The sequence below is a fragment of the Sessilibacter sp. MAH1 genome, assembly GCF_054658315.1.
On the sequence record NZ_BAAGIC010000016.1, the window covers coordinates 1 to 20,770 of the forward strand.

The window sequence follows — 20,770 nt, forward strand, 5'->3', positions numbered from 1 at the left end:
TTTATTTTAGATTATTCATTGATAAACGGTATTCTCAAATAATAATCTAAATATTTTTAGGTTAATCAGAGGTTCCTAGATATTTTTAGAAGTCCCAGTGTACCCGAAGTCAGCACTGATGGATCCGCGAATTGGTGGATTGACAAACTAAATAACATGGACGAAACGCAGACCGTCGATACACTGGCGCCGGACGCTCCCGATGAATACTTCGATTGCTTCCGCTTAGCGCTTGCACTTATTGTTGCTCGTTATGAGTCTTTAGATAACAACACCGGCTAGGTAGAAAGTTTCGCAACCAAATTCGCAGAAATGCTCCTCCGCATACGAGACAGAGACAAGATCAATCAGGCGGTTACAAATTTTACTGCAATAACTCTTAACTATGATCGTAGCTTCAATCGACGATTTGGATTAACTGTCGTTGAAAAGTTCAGAGCAGGACTAGAAGGGCATGGCCGAAACTATAAGAAATACCACCAAGAGGTGTTTGAAGCACACCTTTATATGGTATTACACCCTCATGGATCACTTGGGTCTACTGGCGAAGTTCATGTAAATATCAATGACTCCACGTACCAAGGAAGTAGTTCCCACTTGCGAGTCAATTATGGCGACACTAATGAAATTATAAAACTCTTCAATGAACAAGGAGCTATTCCCAATGTCACGTCTATTGATGATATGTCGGACGGCAATAACCCTTGTTATTTTACAGCCAACAGCAAAATGCATGCGAAAAATGCGATTTGTATAGGGTTGTCAGATATCGGCGTTAAAAATTGCAAGCTGGATTTTAAGAATATACAAACCGTATATTATAGTGGTGCAAATAAAATATATGACAATTTCATTCCTCTTAATATTCACGCCGCACCTCTAATTGAAGCAATGTAATTTCAGGAAAATAAATGGTAAGTAAAAAGCTAACAAACAAGTCAACTACGTGCGCAAAATGCGCGCACCGGGCAAGAAAGTTTCGAAGGTAAATTAATCCATTTTGATAGCACTGAATATCCAAGTTAGCATAGTGTCTTGCAATATTTGGGGAGCGCGACTTAACAAGTTGCTCTTATTCATTCCGGTCACAAAGTGTGGCCTACAGCGGACGCGCTAGCAAAATGTTATGCATTTAGTGCTCAAAGGAGCGATATGTGAAACGAAGTAATTCAACAACAGAAAGACTTTTTAAGTCTGCAGGGATTTCTGAGGGCATGGCAGTTCTTGAGTTAGGATGTGGCTCCGGAGAGGTCTCTGAAGTTTTGAGTGACATTGTCGGTTCTACTGGCAGTGTGTTAGCCATCGATCGCAGTAAAGAGATGTTATCTTCTGCCTCAGATAGACTCGACAAATCAGGAAAGAGTAATGTACGTTTTTTACAAGTTGATTTGAATGAAGCTCCGAAGTATCTGGAAGGCATTGAACTTTTGTCTTTCGATGCAGTGGTTGGTCGTCGGGTTTTAATGTATTTACCTAGCCCTGATAGAGTTCTATCCAGTCTGCTACCCTGGCTACGAGAGGGTGGTCTGGTCGTATTTGAAGAACATGACTCTACTATTTGTCCTGGGTTTGTCGATGCAATGCCGGCACACGAGAGAGGCGTTTCTTTGCTCGAGAAAATGCTTGCCGAAGAGGGTGTTGATCAATCTATGGGATTCCATTTACCCGTAACTTTTTCTAAAGCTGGACTAAAGTTTGAGGCAATCTGGGCTGAGGCGGTTATTGACGGTCAAGGCGACCAATATACACTTGGAGAGCTTTTGGAGTTGCTTAAACCAAGAATGGAGTCATCGAATGTTGCCGCTTCGTTTGAAATTGATGAGCTGATAGCACAAATTGAAATTGAGAGGCAGCCGATATCTGTATTCGTTAGCGGAATGCGTTTCTGTTCTAAGGGTGTAAAAGGGTGAAATTGTCGTGCCGCAGCATAGCAAATTGCTGCACACAGAAAAATTGCTCGTTCGCTCCCAACTTTCCAGTGAGCAAGGTGTTAGGCATAATCACATGAAACCGAAACTTGCATTCTGCCTGATTTCCATAATATTTTCCTCCTTTACCTTGGTAGCTGAAGTGTTTCAGATGATCGATGAAAATAGTTCTCCGTTGCACAGCAAGAACGCACTGCAAGCTGTAATTAAAGAATTAAAGGAAGACGGCAAAGATTTAGATACCCTGTATGCAACAGCTAATTGTTATGAAAAATCGTGCTATATAGAAGTTTCTCTCTTAGAGAGTTTCTAGCGGTAAGCCTATTAGAGGTTGTTTAAACTATTGTGTGCACTATGCATTTGATAATGAACACAACGATATCTTTAAAAAAGCACCTGTTAGGTAACACACGCATTACAACACGCTCAAGTTCGTTACGGCACTTCGTGCCTTCACCAGACGTTAAAAGCTTCGCTTTTGTTGCCCCTTAGTTATAGGTATGTGTAAAAAGCGATGTACATACTCAGTAAAGATATAGATCACCTAGAATACGAAGCTTTTAAAGTGAACGCCTATGAATATCGAGAGTATTTAGCCTCGATAAAAGACCAACTAAATTTACACCCAAAAGAGTTTGTATTTGAAGATTGGTACAGAAGCTCAAAGAGCCATAAGTGCCCTCATGATTCTTGGCTTGATAAACTGGTTGTGTCGGAAGATGACAATAATGAAGTTCAAATTGAGATAAGGCTATTGGGTGCTTATCACGATGGGTATATAACGTTTAGGTACTCAAGTGTTCAGTACTACAGTCTCAATTGACATAAATCGAGTATATATGGGAGCCATTGCCCGACAGAGCCGAGCCAGAAAGGAAGCCAGAGTGGGTCTGCGACAAGACGTAACGAAGCAAGGTAGGCAAGCTCTTTCGGGTCGGGGCCCTTCTTTCAGTCGGTCCCTGCTTACGGTGTTATATACAGGAAGAGGCATGTCAAAACTAATCGCAAATATTGTAATTGTTCTGGGACTGGTCGGTTGCAGCACAAACTACAAACTCAATGATATCGGTGATCCGGTCTTGGCGGATAAATCTTCAGCTATAGAGTGTAGTGGGGAATCAAACGCGATAAACGAGAAAATGCCAGACCTTTGCGAGAGTATAGGGTTTAGACGTGGAGTCGGTAATTCTTGTGGTGTCAATGATCAAAGCTGCGTTCGAATCCACGTGAAAGAAGAATTTCATTTCTTCGATGTTAGCCCAGGAATGCTACTCTTTCTTGGCTTAATACCATCAACGCAATACTACACCTACGAAGTTGCGATAACACGATTAGATCCGGATGGCGTCGAGCAGACCGATATTGAAGAGTTCGAAATTGTTCAGTCATGGAGCACGATAAATTCCTTTAAGCGTTTTTTAGGGGGTATAAGCGATCTAAAGACTGAGCAAAACAAAATTGGAAAATACATCAAGGGCAAATATGGACTGCGCATATAACAAGCAGCTCTTTCCTGACCGTCATTCCGCGTTGGGGCCGCAAAGCCCGGCGTTATACATATTCTTTGTATTATTTTTGGCGAATTTAACCTTTGCATCATTATTGAAATTCAGTGTTCTTGGTAGCAAAAGTTTCGGCAAACTAAAGTATTAAATGCCTGGTGTGATAACCAATATTTTGTATTTTACTGTCTGAAAATTAATCCAGTTAGTTCTTCTTTGTACACATTAAGCTGTGGTAAATTTTTAGTTTATTGGTCTTTATTTTAAAGCAGTAAATTCAATAATACCGGCAAAAGTTATTTACGTTAAAAACGTATAAAAAACCGCTTAAACATCAGGCAAAACAGGTTCTTGCATAGGAATTGCTACTGTGTATCTCGTTGTTTAGCGAAGCGTTAGAGTTAGATTATGAATTTTATATATCGTCAGGGAAACGAATCAAATACGATAAAAATCGTCAGTCTTGTTGAAGATTGATTCAGGTCTTGTATCTGCTCAGAGTTGTCGAAAATGATATTTGAAGAAATGGGAATGTCACTGTGTAAAAAAGAAGTGATATCAGCGAGCTGAAGAAATTAATTAAAGATAGACTTATTAGGAAGACTAAGGCTGATAAATCCAAGGGCATCTATAGAGAGTACTTAAGTATAGAGAGTACTTAAGTATAGAGAGTACTTAAGTATAGAGAGGGATAACGCAAACTCTCTTGTTTCAATTATCATTAACAAGTAAACGACTATTTTTGGTGGATGTTTTGGAATTAATCTGTACAGAGAATAATGTGAAGAATTTATATCTATTCTTGAGGCAGAAACGTTCTAACAAGTTTATCTACTGGACTCCATTTTCGTTACTTGTTTTTTGTACTGATTGGAACAAAAAATAATCAACTACAATTCACCTGTAATAAAGGTGTTAAGTGTTAGGATAATTCCATGCCAATCGGTGAAATTGCAGGAGATATGGTTGTAGGGGTCTTTCGGCTAATAGGAAGCTTTATTGTTGATGTGATCTTCGAGATATTAGTTAAAGGGCTTGGCTATCTCATTTGTCGGCCTTTCTTAAAATCAATCGATCCAGATGGAATTGTGGTTGTTCTGGTTGGTTTTGTCGCCTGGATTATCTTATTGTTCACGGGATATATTGTTTATCAATACGTCCTTGGGCAGATCGAAATAGATCGTTGTATTGATGCCGGAGGCCGTTTTAATGATTCCATCAATAAATGTGAGGTGTAATTATTTAATAATCAACAGTAACGGAAAAACTACGCGACACTAATTTGGGTTCGTTGCGCACACTTTACCGTAAATTAGCTCTGTTCTGTTTTTCCACTGCGCAGGGTGTTATCCATTAAAGGCAGAGAAAATGGATAGTGACGATTTTTTTGGAATGAAAAACTTTGATGAGCAAGTTTCACTCGCTCAAGAAAGTGAAGTTTTAAGAAATAAAATTTGAAGTAAAATAAAAATAGCAATTGAAGTAATAGATGCTTTTGAAGCAGAGTGCAAGGAGCAACGTAAGTGTCGTCGTAGCTTCTTTATGAGTTAAGAAACTCAAAACTTTCGTTACTAAAAGTCATTACAGAAATAGACAAAGAGAGTAATCATTTAAACGAATAGAATTTGGTGCAATCGGCAAAAATTCGCCAATCATATTCCTAACAAAGCTACAGCTCGTGGCTGCGTTAGCTTTACGTAGTAATCAGAGTACTTTTTTTTGATTAACATTCATTAATAGCTGCACCGACATACTTTGAGGGAAATATGGAAGCATTGAGAGACATTATAAAAAACGATCAATGGTCAGTTGCAGAGGAAATGCATAATGATCTTCTTCTAATAATTCGTTTCCGAAATGAGTTAACTCCAGATTCGGGTATTTTTAATCACTCTCAACTTATTCGTATTTATTGGGATTACACACAGCATGAATCAGGTATGCCTTCCACTGATGAAAGTCAAAGTATGGAGGTTTTCGAAAATCGTCTAGTGGATGCGCTAGAAGCTGATTTATCAGGTGTATTGTGTGCGGTAATTACAACTGATGGTTATCGTGAATGGGTCTGGTATTGCCTATCGACTGAAGTATTCGTGGAAAGACTGCAGAATATGCCTCAAGAAGCAGACCCATACCCAATAGAAATAGAGACCGAAAAGGACCCGACGTGGAGTTATTTCTTTAATCAGGTACGTGCAGATTGATAACAATTCACTGGGCGTCCCTTGGTGCTGGATACGATAACAGTTGCTGGTTATTGTGGTGTTAGAATTATTCTAGCGTTTTATTAGTGTTAAATGTTAGGCGTTACTTATGCTGTAAGTTCTCTTTCTTGGGGTGCTTATGTAGAGTGCAAAATGTTATCAGCTACAAAATTGTGGTAATTAATTTTTAGTAAAAAGTAGGTTTATGTTGACCAGTTTTGCTCTTCGTAGCTTTAATTAATAATATAGTTGCGTAAGATTGAGTAGTTTCGTTCTTTGTAGCTCAAATTGGCAAACTTGGTAGCAGAAAATAAGGTAGCTTAAATGTTTGGTAGTACGCTTATAGCACCGAGAAATACCTATTCGTTCTGGTCACTAAAAAGCTCTGGCTTCACCGGACACGCTAGCGCGCCACAAAGCAAAGTGTTAGAGCTCCAATGAAGAATATCCTACTTTCAACACTGTTTTTTCAGCTTTCTAGTAATTGTTTAGCGTGTTTGCCTGCCAACGGGGAAGAATTCGAAATTTCTGGAGAAATTGTTCCTGCTTTGTATAAAACAGAAGATTCATTGGCGCACTATAGAGCGTTGAAGTTTGATAAAGCGGAATGCTTTGCCCCGGATGGGGAGTTTTCAGACAACGAAGTTTCTTTATCTCAAGTTCAACTTATTATTCCGGAAGAGCTGAAAATAGAGATTGGTAAGAAATATACAGTTCGTGGTACAGCTTTTCATTGGCATACGGGCCATCATTTTACTGGAGTTGTATTAAGCGTGAAAAATGTGGAAAAACTTTAACAAATTACTCCATTTGGTACAGCGGCCTGCATTTTCTTGCGTATTCACTTATTAATTGTTGTGGTTAATCCTATTGAGAACGAAGTGGCGGATAGGCTTCATGCAATCGTCCAAGAGGTTTCGCCAAATATGCTTACAGCGAAATATCTTGGTGGCATTATTAATGCGCTAAATGCTCACAATCTAGCGTTTGGATTAGATCATAAGGACTTTCAGTGGCTCGCTATTTATGGACCGCTAACTTTCGATAAGTTATGAACCTCAGAATAGCCGTTTTTATTTTTATGTGGATTTCTTCAGAGCTAGCAAGTGCTGGGAAAATCCCATGCTCTCTGAAAAAATTCAGTGCCGAAATTGATGAACAAATAGATACCGGCCTATCGATTGAAGAGGTTAGGGAGGTGCTTATAGATAGTTACGGAATTGAGCCCGCCCAAATTGCACAACATACATATGAAATTCCCTTAGCTTTAAATAACCGTAAAGGTCGTTTATCGGGTGTAATATCAAGATTGAATGTCATATTCAAGCAATGCCATCCGATGAGTGCTTTCTTCTTCGAAACATGGTTCTCGGCGCATTATTACTTCGATGACGAGAGTAAATTAATTAACGATGAATATTTTTACACAGTCGATGCGCTGTAAAATTAACAAGATCTGCCATCGGGATAGCCAAATCTTAGCGTGTTTTTTCTGCCTTTGCTGGCGGAGTTAAGTGCGGAGCGAGAAATCGAAAATGACCGTATGCGTAGCTGTATCAAAATTGGCAAGTGAAGTAGAAAAACAATTTAACTGCGTAAATGAAAGTTATGAAAAAAATGACAGGCTATTTTGCAGAGTTATCCTTCTGAGTGAAAATTGAATGTTGAAATTTGTACCGGCTCAAGATAGTGATTCGAAACTGATCTTGAAATACATTAATGATTTGGCTATTAGCGAAAAATTTCCTTTTCCTATTTCTGTTACTCTATCGGATATAGAGACGAACCTACTAGGTAACGATGCTATAGCAAAAGCCATTATTTTTTATCTAGATGAGAAACCATGCGGATTTGCTGTTTATTACTTTACATTTTCAACTACAACAGGAAAGCGAGGTCTGCATCTGGATGATTTGTATGTAGAACCGGAATGTCAGGGAAGGGGAGTTGGCAAGAAAGCCCTTGTGTATCTGGCTCAAATAACTAGAGAAAATGATTGTGCCCGGTTTGAGTGGTGGGCACTTAAAACAAATGACTCTGCAATTCAGTTTTATTTGAATGTTGGAGCTCAAGAATTGGATGAAATCTCGGTATTTCGGTTAAATCAACCTCAAATTGAGAAGTTACTAGAAGATAACAAACCCATGCACGCAACACATACGTGATTGAAGCGTTAGATTTCAAAAAGGATAGTCTGTAGAAATAATTGAAATACTGTTTGTTAAGAAGGTTGGGATTGAGAAAACCCTTGAAGGAAATCTCACGCTTGACTTTGATGGGGCCAATCAAAATCATCTACAAACCATTCATGCAAGTGCACTTCTATCTAACATCGACTGGTGCGCATAGATACCACTGAGGTGTTTAATCTTTACTCTTGAAGGCGCTACAATAATAGATACAGTAAATTGATGTTGCCAATCTAAAGGTTTGAGGCAGTGAATGCAGTTGTTGGGCAATGTTTGATCGATGTGCTGTCGGTTGGTGTGTTATTGACAGAACATACTCTATTCCTTTTTCTTTAACCCGTTAGATTGGCGTTATTTAGGCTTTGATTATTGTCTTTTATGTCTGCAAATATTTCTTTAAATGCCGTGATTATCGGCGCCGGTCCTGCAGGTTTGATGGCGGCGGAGCAGTTAGCTAGGCACAACATTCTCGTGACAATTTTTGACGCTATGCCATCTGTTGGAAGAAAATTTCTGCGAGCAGGCATAGGTGGTCTTAATCTAACGCACTCGGAGAATAAGTCTGATTTTTTGAAACGTTATACTCCTGCACACCAAATTGAGCCTTGGCTAAAACGTTTTGATGCCGACGCTTTAATCAGTTGGGTGAAAGAGCTTGGTATTGATACCTTTGTTGGTAGTTCTGGGCGTATTTTTCCTACGCAAAAAAAAGCGGCGCCATTGCTCAGGGCGTGGTTGAAGCGCTTGAAAGACTCTGGCGTTAATATTGAAACTCGACATCGTTGGTTAGGGTGGGATGAGCATGGCAATTTAAGATTTCAAAACTCAGAAGGTGAGCTAACGGTTAAGTCTGAAGTTGTTATTTTTGCGCTGGGTGGTGGAAGTTGGCCGCGTTTGGGCTCAGATGGTCGTTGGATGGAGATTTTCCGGCAGCGGGGTATTAATTGCCAGCCGTTTCGTTCGAGTAATTGTGGCTTTAATTATTCTTGGAGTGATAACTTTCAGCGAGAACAACAAGGGCAGCCATTAAAAAATGTTTGCCTCACCAGCCAAATCTCTTCTAAAAAGGGTGATGCTACAATTTCTGCCTATGGCCTTGAGGGCAGTTTAATTTACGGGCTATCGGCATCAATTCAAGATCAAATAAGCAATAAAGGTCAGGCGATTGTTTATTGGGATTTATTACCCGATTGTTCTGTTACCGATATTCGCGGTAAATTACAAAATCGTCGCTCTAAAGATTCGCTCAGTAATATGTTAAGAAAACAATTGGGTATTTCTGGAAGTAAATTAGCGTTGTTAAAAGAGCTGACGTCTAAAGAGCAAATGCAAAACATAGATGCCCTTGCGGAACTTATAAAAAATCTGCCTCAAATTTTGCCCAGTTGCCGTCCTATTAGTGAAGCCATTAGTACAGCAGGCGGCGTCGATTTTGAACAACTCACCGAAGGTTTGATGCTTAAATTCACGCCAGGTATTTTTTGTGTGGGTGAAATGTTGGATTGGGATGCACCAACAGGTGGTTACCTTCTTACAGCTTGTTTTGCCAGTGGCGTTGTTGCGGGTGAGGCGGCAGTGAAATATTTAAGCCAAAGGTCAAAGACTATAGGAACATCTAATTAAGTCATTCCTAGTTTAATCAGATGACAGAAATTGAAAATGTGATTTCCAATTTCTTTCCAATTTCTTTTCAATTTTAATCACTAACCATTCTTGAAATTAATAACCTATGGGCTAAAAAAGGGAACGCCAACGGAAGGCAAGATTTGTGGGTATTGGGACTAGAGGTTAGAAGAATCTGTGATAAAAGAACTTCTGATAAAATTACGATGGCATTATCAGAGGTTCCTTTTTCAGGCGTTGCTGTAGGCGTCTACAAGTTATTTAGACGCTGACAGATTTAAGTTTTCACCGCTTACAGCCACGCTCGCGTCACTCATTAAATACAGATAAGTTGGCATATGGTCTTGTGGTGCGGTAACGGTTTCTGGATTTTCGGCCGGGTAGGCACGTGCTCGCATATTGGTGCGAGTGGCTCCGGGATTAACCGAGTTAATGCGAATGTTATTTACGCCATCCCACTCGTTGGCAAGAATTTCAGTTAGATTTTTTAACGCAGCTTTTGATGCCGCATAAGCTCCCCAAAATGCTCGTCCTTGGTTTGCCACACTTGAACTGGTGGTAATCACGCTTGCATTCTCGCTATTTTCTAATAACGGTGTTAGTGCTTTTATCATCATAAATGGTGAATGCAAATTTACCTGAAAGAGCTTAAACCAGATTTCGGTATCATAATTTGAAATGGGTGTTTTTGTACCTAGCTCCGCTGCGTTAATTAGTAATCCGTCGAGGCGGCCATATTCTTCATTTAATTTAATGGCTAGGTCTTCGTAGTCTTTCTCGATAGCGCCTTCAAAATTCATTGGGTAAATGGCTGTTTTGTGATTGCCCAATGCTTCTATTTCATCATAAACCATTTCTAATTTTGCAATTGTTCTACCCATTAAAACGACTGTGGCGCCGTGTTGTGCAAAATATTTTGCAGCAACTTTACCGATACCATCGCCCGCACCAGTTACCACGATGATTTTATTTTCGAGAAGGTTTGGAGTGATATTGAAGTTTTCTGGTAGTTGCATAGTAAAAGTACTGCTTAAATTATGTTGGTTTATGTTTTAGGAACCTTTGATCAACTCATCCATGATTTAATCAGAGAGAAGAAATTTGCTTAGCAATATTCAAGTAAGTCTAAAGGGTTTTCGGCGTAGAAGTCTGCTTGCCAAGCTTGTGTGGGGTTTGTTTCTGAAAAATATCCCCATCCAGCCACAACGGTTTTCATACTGGCGGCACGACCGGCAATAATATCTCGCTCGTGATCGCCAATATAAATACTGTTTTCAGGATTCGCGTTAAGTTTTGAACACGCTAAAAATAGCGCCTCTGGACTTGGTTTTGCCTCTTTCACGTGCTCAGGACACACAAGTACCGGAGGATTGAGTGAAAGTTGTTCCATTAAGGGGAGGGAATATTTTTCAGGCTTGTTGGTAACGATTCCCCATTTACGCTGGTTGCTTTCCAGTTGTTCTATGACGGTTTGAATACCCTCAAATAAACAGGATTCGCTTTTGCTCGATTCGAGTAGGTCGTTGTAGTTGGCGAGAAAATCAACCAAATTTCTATCGAATTCGGTCTCACCCGGTTGACCGCCAAAGGCGAGTTTAACCATTTGGCGAGCGCCCCCAGAAACCGTGTTGCGAATATCTTGTTCGTTAAGAGGTGGCAGCTGTTTTACCGCTCTCATGGTATGGAGCACGCGTATAAAATCTGGAGCGGTGTCGAGTAGAGTACCGTCTAGATCAAATAATACACAGCTGATGCGATTAGAGTCGGTCATGATCGAGAAGGTGTTCAGCCTTTTACTGCAGTCATAAAATAATTTACGTCCACATCGCGATCAGACAATTTGTAGGACTGGGTTATAGGGTTATACACCAAACCGGTAATGTCTTGGATGGTTAAGTCTGCTTTGCGAACCATGGCGCCAAGCTCTGAAGGCTTAATAAACTTGCCGTAATCATGAGTGCCTTTGGGGACCATTTTTAGCAAGTACTCGGCGGCAACAACCATGGCACCGTAACTTTTCGGGTTGCGGTTAATGGTTGATAAAAATAAAAATCCACCCGGTTTAACCAAATCGGCACAGGCTTGAACTACCGACGCAGGGTTTGGAACATGCTCCAGCATTTCCATGCAGGTAACCACGTCGAAAGTTTCTTTGTGAGTTTCTACCAATTCTTCAGCGGTAATTTTTCGATAATCTATGGTCACACCACTTTCTAAGGCGTGTAATCGAGCGACTTCAAGGGCCGCTGGGCTCAAGTCTATGGCTGTAACTTCAGCACCGCGAAATGCGAGAGCTTCGCTTAAAATTCCACCGCCACAGCCGACATCTAAGACTTTTTTACCCGCTACAGGTTGTGTTTCTTCTATATAGTTGCAGCGCAATGGGTTGATATCGTGCAGTGGCTTGAATTCACTGTTTCGGTCCCACCAACGAGAAGCACTGGCGTCAAATTTAGCGATTTCAGATAAATCGGCGTTTGTCATATCAATTTTCACTTCTGTCTAAACGGTGGATTATGCCAAGCGTTTTTATAAGAGCAGTTATTCAATAAGATGAACGATTAACATCAAGTGCTCTTATCGGTTTATAGATTAGCGAGACGATTTCGAAATTTTATCGCGCCATTGGTTCACGTCTGTTCGCAAGCTCTGTTCATTTATTTGCGTGAGTTTGCCCGATTCTAACAATTGCTGGCCGGCAACCCAAACATCGCTGACTTTGTGTTGAGTTTCTCCGTAAATCAAAGCGCTGAGTGGCGAATAAACAGGCTGATGATGTAGGTCACTCAAATCAACAGCGCATAAATCTGCATCTTTACCTATTTCGATACTACCGATCTTGCTTGCCAGCCCTAGGGCTTTTGCTGAGTTTATGGTTGCCATACGCAATGCTTGTACTGCACTTACCGCATCTGCTTTAGCACTTACAATTTTGGCAAGCATCGCCGCTTGTGTCATTTCAGAAATCATATTGAGAGCGTTGTTACTGGCAGCACTATCGGTGCCTAGGCCTACGTTAATACCGGCCTCTAGGAGTCGATCAACCGGACAACCGCCGCTGGCGAGCTTCATGTTAGAGCGTGGGCAATGTATGACCGAAGCTCCGGTTTCTTGGAGCAATGAAATGTCTTCGTCATCGATTTGCGTCATGTGCACGCATTGGGTCTTGTCGGTAAGTGCGCCAAGATCATAAAGACGTTTTACCGGTCGTTTGCCAAACTGAGCGAGGCTGTCGGTAATTTCTTGAGCAGTCTCATGAAGGTGAATGTGCAGGCCGAGATTCAGTGCTTTGTTGGCGTCTAGTACGGCTAGGAAGGTGTCGTCAGAGACCGTGTAGGGCGCGTGAGGACCAAAACCAAACGAGACCAGAGTGTTTGGTTTATGGTTGGTGATTAATCCTACAATTGCTGATAGGTAATCACCGGGTTTCTGCTGCCAATTGCTCGGAAAATCGAATACTGGGGGTACAAGGTGTGCGCGAATCCCGGTTTCTTCCACAGCCTGAAGGGTCGCTTCCGGGAAAAAATACATGTCCGCAAAACAGGTGGTGCCCGATTTTAACATTTCGGCGAGAGCCAATTGGCTGCTAGTTTTGACGAAATCTGGGCTTACAAAAGCGTGTTCCGCCGGCCAAATATGTTCACCTAACCAGGTTTGCAAGGGCAGGTCGTCTGCGTAACCCCGTAACAACGTCATACCCGTGTGGCCATGCGCATTGATGAGCCCCGGTATCAACAGGTGATCATTCAAATGAATGGCTTGGCTATCTGGAAATAATGCTTTTGCTTCTACGGCGTTCATTACCGCGATGATTTTGCCATCTTTGATAGCGACGGCGGAATTTTCGAGCAGAGTGTTATTGTCATCAACAGTCGCAATCCATCGCGAGTAGATTAATAAATCGGCATTACTGCTGCTGGCGATTTGTTGGTTCATTGATGGAAAGCCACTTGTTTAAAAATTTATTAAAACCCTGATTCCAGTATAGCCCCAAGGCATATACAAGCGCATCAACAAAAATACGTATCTTACTGATTTCTATGATAGAATAACCGGCTTATCAGCGCATTGAGAATAAGCTGTACGCGGCTGAAAATGGTATTCAACAGGTCTGCTAAAAATAGACTTTGCCGGTGTGTTCAATCAATGTTATTTGGATTGAGGCTGGTTGTGCGAATTGTGAACGGGTAACTCTTTTATCTAGTCATCAAATTGCTTTTTAAAGTTTAAAGACATGGCCATTTTCTTCCAATATTTCCCGCGCTGGACTAATCCACATTGATCGTACTGCACGTTAGGCAAGCACACATATATGGCCGAAATCGCAAAAGAAATTCAACCCGTAAATATTGAAGACGAACTCAAGCAGTCCTACCTTGATTACGCAATGAGCGTCATCGTAGGTCGTGCACTTCCTGATGTTCGCGATGGTCTCAAACCCGTTCATAGGCGTGTTCTTTACGCCATGAGCGAGCTTAAAAATGACTGGAATAAACCCTACAAAAAGTCTGCTCGTGTCGTGGGTGATGTTATCGGTAAATACCATCCTCACGGTGATTCGGCTGTATATGACACCATTGTGCGTTTAGCTCAGCCGTTCTCCATGCGTTATATGCTGGTTGATGGTCAAGGTAACTTCGGTTCCATTGACGGCGATAGCGCCGCTGCCATGCGTTACACCGAAATTCGCATGGCTAAAATCTCCCATGAATTGCTGTCGGATCTCGATAAAGAGACTGTTAATTTTGTTGAAAACTACGACGGCAACGAATTAATTCCAGAAGTCTTGCCAACTCGCGTACCCAATTTGCTGGTTAATGGCTCGTCTGGTATTGCGGTGGGTATGGCAACTAACATACCTCCACACAATTTACGCGAAGTTATTAAGGCGTGTTTAGCATTAATTGATGATTCTACGTTAACCATCGATCAGTTAATGGAGATCATTCCTGGCCCCGATTTCCCCACCGGAGCAATCATCAACGGTCGTGGTGGCATTCTGCAAGCCTACCGAACGGGGCGTGGTCGAATTTACGTACGTGCCCGCGCTCATGTTGAAAAAGATGAAAAAACCAATCGCGAAACCATCATTGTTACCGAAATTCCTTATCAACTTAACAAAGCACGTTTAATTGAAAAAATTGCCGAGTTGGTTAAGGATAAAAAGCTTGAAGGAATTTCTGAACTGCGCGATGAATCCGATAAGGATGGTCTGCGTGTGGTTATTGAACTCAAGCGTGGCGAATCTGGCGACATAGTTTTGAACAACCTGTTTGCTCAAACGCAAATGCAAACAGTGTTCGGCATTAATATTGTCGCATTGGTTGACGGTCAGCCCAAAGTGCTGAACCTTCGTCAACTTCTTGATTACTTCTTGTTGCATCGTAGATCCGTTGTTACTCGAAGAACCGTTTATTTATTGCGCAAAGCGCGCGAGCGTGGCCACATCCTAGAAGGGCAAGCGGTTGCCATTGCCAACATTGACCCGCTGATCGAGCTGATCAAAAGCTCGGCTACGCCGGCGGAAGCCAAGGTTGCCTTGATGGCCCGTGGTTGGGAAATTGGTAACGTTGCGCAGTTTTTAGAGCGTGCCGGTGATGATGCCTGTCGACCAGAAGGTCTTGGTAGCCAATACGGTGTTGTTGATAACGCCTACTATCTGTCTCCTGAGCAGGCAACGGCCATTCTAGAGTTGCGATTGCATCGTTTAACCGGCATGGAGCACGAAAAGCTGCTTGCGGAATACGAAGAAAAACTCAAACAAATTACCGAATACCTTCACATTCTTAACGATCCTATGCGTTTGATGGAAGTTATTCGTGAAGAACTGACCGAAATTTTGGAAAACTTCGGTGACGAGCGTCGCACCGAAATCCAACATTCTCAAACCGATTTAAACATCGAAGATTTGATTAATGAGGAAGATCGTGTTGTTACGATTTCCCATGGCGGCTATGCCAAGAGTCAACCTCTCGATGCCTACCAAGCCCAGCGCCGAGGCGGCATGGGTAAGGCAGCAACATCGGTTAAAGATGAAGACTTTGTAGAACATTTATTGGTTGCTAACACTCACGATACACTGTTGTGCTTTACCAGCGCTGGCAAAGTGTATTGGTTGAAGGTCTATCAAATTCCAGTGGCCGGTCGTCAATCGCGTGGTCGTCCGATGGTGAACCTGCTATCTCTTGATGAAGACGAACGTATTACCTCCATCTTGCCGGTTAAAGAGTTTGATGAAGATCACTTCATCTTTATGGCAACGGCGAACGGTACCGTTAAAAAGACTCCTTTGTCGCAATTTTCCAGACCAAGAAATTCTGGCCTAATTGCGCTAGTTTTGGATGAAGGCGACCGGTTGGTTGAAACCGCCATTACCAATGGCGAATGTGACGTCTTATTATTGAGCTCTGCCGGTAAGGCTGCCCGCTTTAAAGAGTCTGATGTTCGCCCCATGGGCCGCAGTTCTCGAGGTGTACGTGGTATCAGAATGCCCGAAGGCCATAAAGTGATCTCTATGGTAATCCCTAAAGAAGATGGCATGGTCTTAACCGTTAGTGAAAATGGTTATGGAAAACGTACCTTAACCAGCGAGTACCCAACCAAAGGTCGGGGTGGCCAAGGTGTCATTGCCATGGCGGTATCTGAACGCAACGGCTCGGTGGTCGGCGCAGTGCAATTGTTCCAGGGTGATGAGCTGATGTTGATCTCAGATCAAGGTACTTTAGTACGTACACGCGCAGATGAAATTTCCCTTTCTGGACGCAACACACAAGGTGTACGCGTTATTAAATTGAAAGAAGGCGAAAGTTTGGTTGGCTTGCAACGTATTGAGGAGTCTGAATCAGAAAATGATGCAGAATCTAACGTTGAAGAAGACTCTTCTTTCGGCGAAGAATAAATCAATTAGCGCCTGAACGAGTTTGGTAACTCGCGTACAGGTGCAAAATTTTCATACATTTAAATGGCCATCACACGGGAAGTGGTGGTTGTAGAGAGAGATATATTGGAATGACTACCAACGATACCAATTCTGATACTCGAACTTCTCAAGAAGAACTTAAGCTCGGTGAGCTTCGGGAAAAAATTGACGGAGTCGATTCTCGGTTAGCGCAGTTAATTAATGAACGCGCCACACTTGCTCAAGAAGTTGCTGCAATCAAGCACCAATTTCGTGAAGGTAATGAACCGGTTGTGTTTTATCGCCCTGAACGAGAAGCCCAAGTTCTCTCTCGCGTAATGGAAAAAAATCAGGGACCATTGGGCGATGAAGAGATGGCTCGATTATTTCGCGAGATCATGTCGGCGTGTTTGGCTTTAGAGAGACCAATTTCTGTTGCCTATTTAGGCCCTGAAGGCACATTTACTCAACAAGCCGCATTAAAGCATTTTGGTCATTCTGCGGTTACTAAAAGTCTTCCTGCTATTGATGATGTGTTCCGTGAAGTGGAATCCGGCAGTGTCAATTATGGTGTCGTACCTGTTGAGAACTCAACAGAAGGCGTTATCAATCACACGCTAGACAACTTTATGACATCGGGTTTAAAAATTTGCGGTGAAGTTGAATTGCGCATCCACCAAAACCTAATGGTTTCCGATGTCACTAAAATCGATTCAATTACACGGGTTTATTCGCACTCGCAATCCCTAGCACAGTGTCGTAAATGGCTTGATACTCATTATCCGGGCGTTGAACGTATTGCGGTTAACAGTAATTCTGAGGCTGCAAAACGTGTAAAAAGTGAATGGAATTCGGCAGCGATTGCGGGTGAATTGGCCGCACGTAAATACGGTTTAAATATCCTCAACGAAAAAATCGAAGATCAGCCCGATAATTCAACTCGGTTTTTGATTATCGGTACCGAACCAGTACCTGTTTCTGGGATTGATAAAACCTCAATTATGGTGGCGATGAAAAACCAGCCTGGTGCTTTACACAGTCTGTTGCAACCTTTCCATCAATTCCATATCGACCTAACACGTATTGAGACAAGGCCTTCAAAGATGGGTGCTTGGAACTACGTATTTTTTATCGATTTCTCTGGGCATATTTCCGATTATTCCGTGCAGGAAGCTTTAAAAGTTGTCGATGAACATGCTGCCGATATCAAAGTCTTAGGTTCATATCCTAAAGCGGTTTTATAAATCACTATTTTGAATGTTTAACTGAAAGCGCTACTATACCGCGCTTAAAATTTAGTAAACGGTAAAAAGGACTTAGTCATCATTAAGTCCTTTTTTATCGCTTGTGATTTTTGCCGAATATAAGGTTAAAACCCGATGAGTTCCAACATTAAGTGGCACGACACCCAAGTATCCCATGCTCAGCGTGTAGCACAAAAAAATCAAAGACCTTGTATTATTTGGTTCACCGGTTTGAGCGGCGCTGGCAAGTCAACGCTTGCAAATGCTGTAGATTTCGAGCTGTATACAAGAAGTCATCATACTTATGTACTTGACGGCGATAATATTCGCCATGGTCTGAATAAAGACCTCAGTTTTAGCGACGAAGACCGTGTTGAAAATATCCGGCGCATTGGCGAAGCCTCAAAACTGTTTGTTGATGCCGGATTAATCGTATTGAGTGCTTTTATTTCACCGTTTCGCCAAGACCGGGACATGGTTCGTCATTTGGTTGAAAAAAGCCAATTTGTTGAAGTTCACGTCGCTACACCTATTGAGGTCTGTGAGGATCGAGATCCTAAAGGCTTGTACAAGCGTGCTCGTAACGGTGAAATTAAGCATTTTACGGGTATTGACTCTCCATACGAAGCTCCTGAAACACCAGAAATTAAAATAGATACATCCAAATACAGCCTTGAAGACGCTAAAAATCAAGTCATATCGTATTTGGAGACGCAGGGCTATATTCCTAAAAACCCGTTGTAGGAATCTTCGATTAACTCATCCATGATTTAATCAGAGTTTCCTATAACAATTTTTCACATTCGTCTTGTTTAGTTTAGTTGCCCGATTGAGAGGATTCAGAGCGCCGTGTCACCAAAATTAGTTCGAAAAATAGTGGTTGTTGGCGTTGGTCTTATCGGTGGTAGCTTTGCAAAAAGTGTAAAGCGTGTGGGTGTCTGTGAAGAAATTATTGGTGTTGAGGCGAATACAAATCTTGCGCAAAAAGCGCTTAAAACCGGCGCGGTAGATCGGTTCGCAGTATCCCTTGAGATCCTCGCGCCCGAACTGGATGAGAGGGATCTAGTCTTTATCGCTGTTCCTACTTTGTCAGTAAACACTGTACTAAAAGACTGTCACCGTTATTTGAGTCCCAGTGTGACAATTACTGATGCGGCCAGCGTGAAAGGATCGGTACGCGAAGCCGCGGTGGAAATTTATGGCAACTTTCCCGAGCAGCTAATTTTAGGCCACCCAATCGCGGGATCTGAAAAAAGCGGGGTTGGTGCTGGTTTAGACACTTTATTTGCTCATCACAAAGTCATATTAACTCCGGAATTAGCAAGTCAATCTGAGCAATCTCCGAGCTTTGTCAGAGTAAAAGCGCTATGGGAAGCCGTTGGTGCTCAAGTATTAACCATGTCGGTAGAAGCACACGATCAGGTTCTGGCGTCCACCAGTCATCTTCCTCATGCGCTTGCTTATTCCTTAGTTGATACTCTCGCGAACGATCCTGATCACGATGATATATTCAATTATGCCGCCGGTGGTTTTCGGGATTTCACTCGCATAGCGTCAAGTAGCCCAAAAATGTGGCACGATATTATGTGCGCGAACAGCGAAGCGGTCGTGCGTTCTCTTGATCTGTTCACCAAAAATTTGCACCTACTGAGGGATGCCGTAGAGCGGCGCGACAGTGATACAATTATGAGTTTGTTTTGTCGAGCTAAAGAGTCTCGCGAAGCATTTTTACGCTCGCATTCGAGTAACAGCAGTCAGTCGTCAACGACTACCCAAGAACAAGAGTCATCCATGTCTAACAAAATCAATTATGTATTAAAGCCCGGTGGTTCTGTCTCCGGCAGTATTCGAGTTCCCGGTGATAAATCGATTTCTCATCGATCGATTATGTTGGGCTCTTTAGCCGAGGGCGTGACACACGTTACCGGATTTCTCGAAGGCGAAGATGCATTGGCCACATTACAGGCTTTTAAAGACATGGGTGTCCATATTGAAGGCCCGACTAACGGTGAGGTAACTATTCACGGTGTTGGTCTTCACGGTTTGAAAGCGCCTAAAAATGCGCTTGATATGGGAAATTCAGGCACTGCCATGCGCTTAATGGCCGGTTTATTGGCTGGGCAAGAGTTCGATTCAACCTTAATCGGCGATGTGTCTCTTTCAAAACGACCTATGGGGCGTGTGGCTAAACCCTTGGCAGAAATGGGCGTAACGGTAGGAACAGAAGAGGGTGGTTGCCCGCCATTGAGAATTTCCGGTTCAACTAAGCCACAAGCCATTCATTACGATATGCCGATGGCAAGTGCACAGGTAAAATCCTGTGTGTTGTTAGCGAGTTTATACGCCGATGGCACAACCAGTGTTACCGAGCCTGCTCCGACACGTGATCATACAGAACGCATGCTGCGCGGTTTTGGTTACGATGTTAAAACCGAAGGCAATAAAGTGACTTTGACCGGTGGCGGTAAACTTACGGCTGCGAATATCGAAGTTCCCGCAGACATCTCTTCGTCGGCATTCTTTATGGTTGCCGCTGCAATCACTCCGGGTTCGAACCTAACATTACAGCACGTTGGCATTAATCCAACTCGGGTTGGAGTTATCAATATTTTGCGAGAAATGGGCGCTAACATTACCTTGCTCAACGAGCGAGAAGTGGGTGGCGAACCAGTTGCCGACATTCAAGTTCAGTACGCCCCACTTAAAGGAATTCATATTCCAGAAGACCAAGTACCTTTAGCGATCGATGAGTTTCCGGTGTTATTTATTGCCGCCGCAAGTGCTGACGGCACTACGATTTTGAGCGGTGCTGAAGAGCTTCGTGTGAAAGAAAGCGATCGCATTCAGGTTATGGCCGATGGCTTAAACGCCATTGGTGCCGATGCAACACCAACGCCTGATGGTATGGTGATCAATGGTGGCAAGCCACTGTTGGGCGGCGATATTCAAACCCACCACGACCATCGAATTGCTATGTCATTTGCAGTAGCGTCTTTGATCGCTACCGAAGAAATTCGTATCCACGACTGTGCGACCGTTGCAACTTCGTTCCCAGGGTTTGCAGAGCTTGCCAAACAAGTGGGTATATCGATAGAAGTACAAAGTTAGGCAAAGTAGGGCGGTAAATGATTATAATGCCGCCCGTTTTTATCGTAAAAGTTAATCCATACCGCAATAGAGAG

General features: G+C 42.4%; 19 protein-coding genes. 15 read left to right on the plus strand and 4 right to left on the minus strand.

Annotated features, from left to right (window positions below; genetic code table 11):
* Nucleotides 1-156 precede the first annotated feature (156 nt).
* The 11 genes from ACYQ28_RS14940 to ACYQ28_RS14990 all read left to right on the plus strand — a co-directional run bounded on the left by ACYQ28_RS14940 (nucleotide 157) and on the right by ACYQ28_RS14990 (nucleotide 9,446).
* Entirely contained in the window at nucleotides 157-282 is a 126-nt protein-coding gene (locus ACYQ28_RS14940; RefSeq protein ID WP_460051405.1) for a hypothetical protein, read from the plus strand.
* A 204-nt stretch (nucleotides 283-486) separates the two neighbouring features.
* Nucleotides 487-897 (plus strand): hypothetical protein, encoded by a 411-nt coding sequence (locus ACYQ28_RS14945; RefSeq protein WP_460164722.1) that lies wholly within the window; start codon nucleotides 487-489, stop codon nucleotides 895-897.
* A 257-nt stretch (nucleotides 898-1,154) separates the two neighbouring features.
* Nucleotides 1,155-1,910, plus strand: coding sequence for a class I SAM-dependent methyltransferase (locus ACYQ28_RS14950; protein WP_460051409.1), 756 nt, complete (start codon nucleotides 1,155-1,157; stop codon nucleotides 1,908-1,910).
* A 94-nt stretch (nucleotides 1,911-2,004) separates the two neighbouring features.
* Complete coding sequence (locus ACYQ28_RS14955) at nucleotides 2,005-2,241, plus strand: hypothetical protein (protein WP_460051410.1); 237 nt, start codon at nucleotides 2,005-2,007, stop codon at nucleotides 2,239-2,241.
* Nucleotides 2,242-2,917: 676 nt separating this feature from the next.
* Nucleotides 2,918-3,427: a hypothetical protein gene (locus tag ACYQ28_RS14960; protein WP_460051412.1), complete on the plus strand. Its 510-nt coding sequence runs from the start codon at nucleotides 2,918-2,920 to the stop codon at nucleotides 3,425-3,427.
* Nucleotides 3,428-4,365: 938 nt separating this feature from the next.
* Entirely contained in the window at nucleotides 4,366-4,668 is a 303-nt protein-coding gene (locus ACYQ28_RS14965; RefSeq protein ID WP_460051414.1) for a hypothetical protein, read from the plus strand.
* Between the two features lie 528 nt (nucleotides 4,669-5,196).
* On the plus strand, nucleotides 5,197-5,634 hold the full coding sequence (locus ACYQ28_RS14970) for a DUF695 domain-containing protein (RefSeq protein WP_460051415.1): 438 nt from the start codon (nucleotides 5,197-5,199) through the stop codon (nucleotides 5,632-5,634).
* A gap of 437 nt (nucleotides 5,635-6,071) precedes the next feature.
* On the plus strand, nucleotides 6,072-6,431 hold the full coding sequence (locus ACYQ28_RS14975) for a DUF4431 domain-containing protein (protein ID WP_460051417.1): 360 nt from the start codon (nucleotides 6,072-6,074) through the stop codon (nucleotides 6,429-6,431).
* A gap of 254 nt (nucleotides 6,432-6,685) precedes the next feature.
* Entirely contained in the window at nucleotides 6,686-7,078 is a 393-nt protein-coding gene (locus ACYQ28_RS14980) for a hypothetical protein (RefSeq protein ID WP_460051418.1), read from the plus strand.
* 217 nt (nucleotides 7,079-7,295) lie between these two features.
* Nucleotides 7,296-7,799: a GNAT family N-acetyltransferase gene (locus ACYQ28_RS14985; RefSeq protein ID WP_460051420.1), complete on the plus strand. Its 504-nt coding sequence runs from the start codon at nucleotides 7,296-7,298 to the stop codon at nucleotides 7,797-7,799.
* 402 nt (nucleotides 7,800-8,201) lie between these two features.
* Entirely contained in the window at nucleotides 8,202-9,446 is a 1,245-nt protein-coding gene (locus ACYQ28_RS14990; protein WP_460051421.1) for a TIGR03862 family flavoprotein, read from the plus strand.
* A 257-nt stretch (nucleotides 9,447-9,703) separates the two neighbouring features.
* On the opposite strand, the gene ACYQ28_RS14995 is transcribed toward ACYQ28_RS14990, so the two are convergent.
* The 4 genes from ACYQ28_RS14995 to ACYQ28_RS15010 all read right to left on the minus strand — a co-directional run bounded on the left by ACYQ28_RS14995 (nucleotide 9,704) and on the right by ACYQ28_RS15010 (nucleotide 13,382).
* Nucleotides 9,704-10,462, minus strand: a complete 759-nt coding sequence (locus ACYQ28_RS14995; RefSeq protein WP_460051423.1) for a YciK family oxidoreductase — start codon at nucleotides 10,460-10,462, stop codon at nucleotides 9,704-9,706.
* An 89-nt stretch (nucleotides 10,463-10,551) separates the two neighbouring features.
* The gene (locus ACYQ28_RS15000; protein WP_460051424.1) at nucleotides 10,552-11,217 is read right to left on the minus strand and encodes an HAD family hydrolase; all 666 of its coding nucleotides are present in this window, start codon (nucleotides 11,215-11,217) and stop codon (nucleotides 10,552-10,554) included.
* Between the two features lie 14 nt (nucleotides 11,218-11,231).
* Nucleotides 11,232-11,930: a bifunctional 2-polyprenyl-6-hydroxyphenol methylase/3-demethylubiquinol 3-O-methyltransferase UbiG gene (ubiG, locus tag ACYQ28_RS15005; RefSeq protein WP_460051426.1), complete on the minus strand. Its 699-nt coding sequence runs from the start codon at nucleotides 11,928-11,930 to the stop codon at nucleotides 11,232-11,234.
* 108 nt (nucleotides 11,931-12,038) lie between these two features.
* Nucleotides 12,039-13,382 (minus strand): TRZ/ATZ family hydrolase, encoded by a 1,344-nt coding sequence (locus ACYQ28_RS15010; RefSeq protein WP_460051427.1) that lies wholly within the window; start codon nucleotides 13,380-13,382, stop codon nucleotides 12,039-12,041.
* A gap of 376 nt (nucleotides 13,383-13,758) precedes the next feature.
* On the opposite strand from ACYQ28_RS15010, the gene gyrA reads away from it, so the two are divergent.
* From gyrA to ACYQ28_RS15030, 4 genes are all read left to right on the plus strand, one after another.
* Complete coding sequence (gyrA, locus tag ACYQ28_RS15015; RefSeq protein WP_460051428.1) at nucleotides 13,759-16,344, plus strand: DNA gyrase subunit A; 2,586 nt, start codon at nucleotides 13,759-13,761, stop codon at nucleotides 16,342-16,344.
* 110 nt (nucleotides 16,345-16,454) lie between these two features.
* Nucleotides 16,455-17,588 carry a prephenate dehydratase gene (gene pheA, locus ACYQ28_RS15020; protein ID WP_460051430.1) on the plus strand — a complete coding sequence of 378 codons (1,134 nt, stop codon included), beginning with the start codon at nucleotides 16,455-16,457 and terminating at the stop codon, nucleotides 17,586-17,588.
* A 135-nt stretch (nucleotides 17,589-17,723) separates the two neighbouring features.
* A complete protein-coding gene (cysC, locus tag ACYQ28_RS15025; RefSeq protein WP_460051432.1) occupies nucleotides 17,724-18,332 on the plus strand; it encodes an adenylyl-sulfate kinase in 609 nt (202 codons plus the stop codon).
* Between the two features lie 105 nt (nucleotides 18,333-18,437).
* On the plus strand, nucleotides 18,438-20,696 hold the full coding sequence (locus ACYQ28_RS15030) for a bifunctional prephenate dehydrogenase/3-phosphoshikimate 1-carboxyvinyltransferase (RefSeq protein WP_460051433.1): 2,259 nt from the start codon (nucleotides 18,438-18,440) through the stop codon (nucleotides 20,694-20,696).
* Nucleotides 20,697-20,770: the final 74 nt, after the last annotated feature.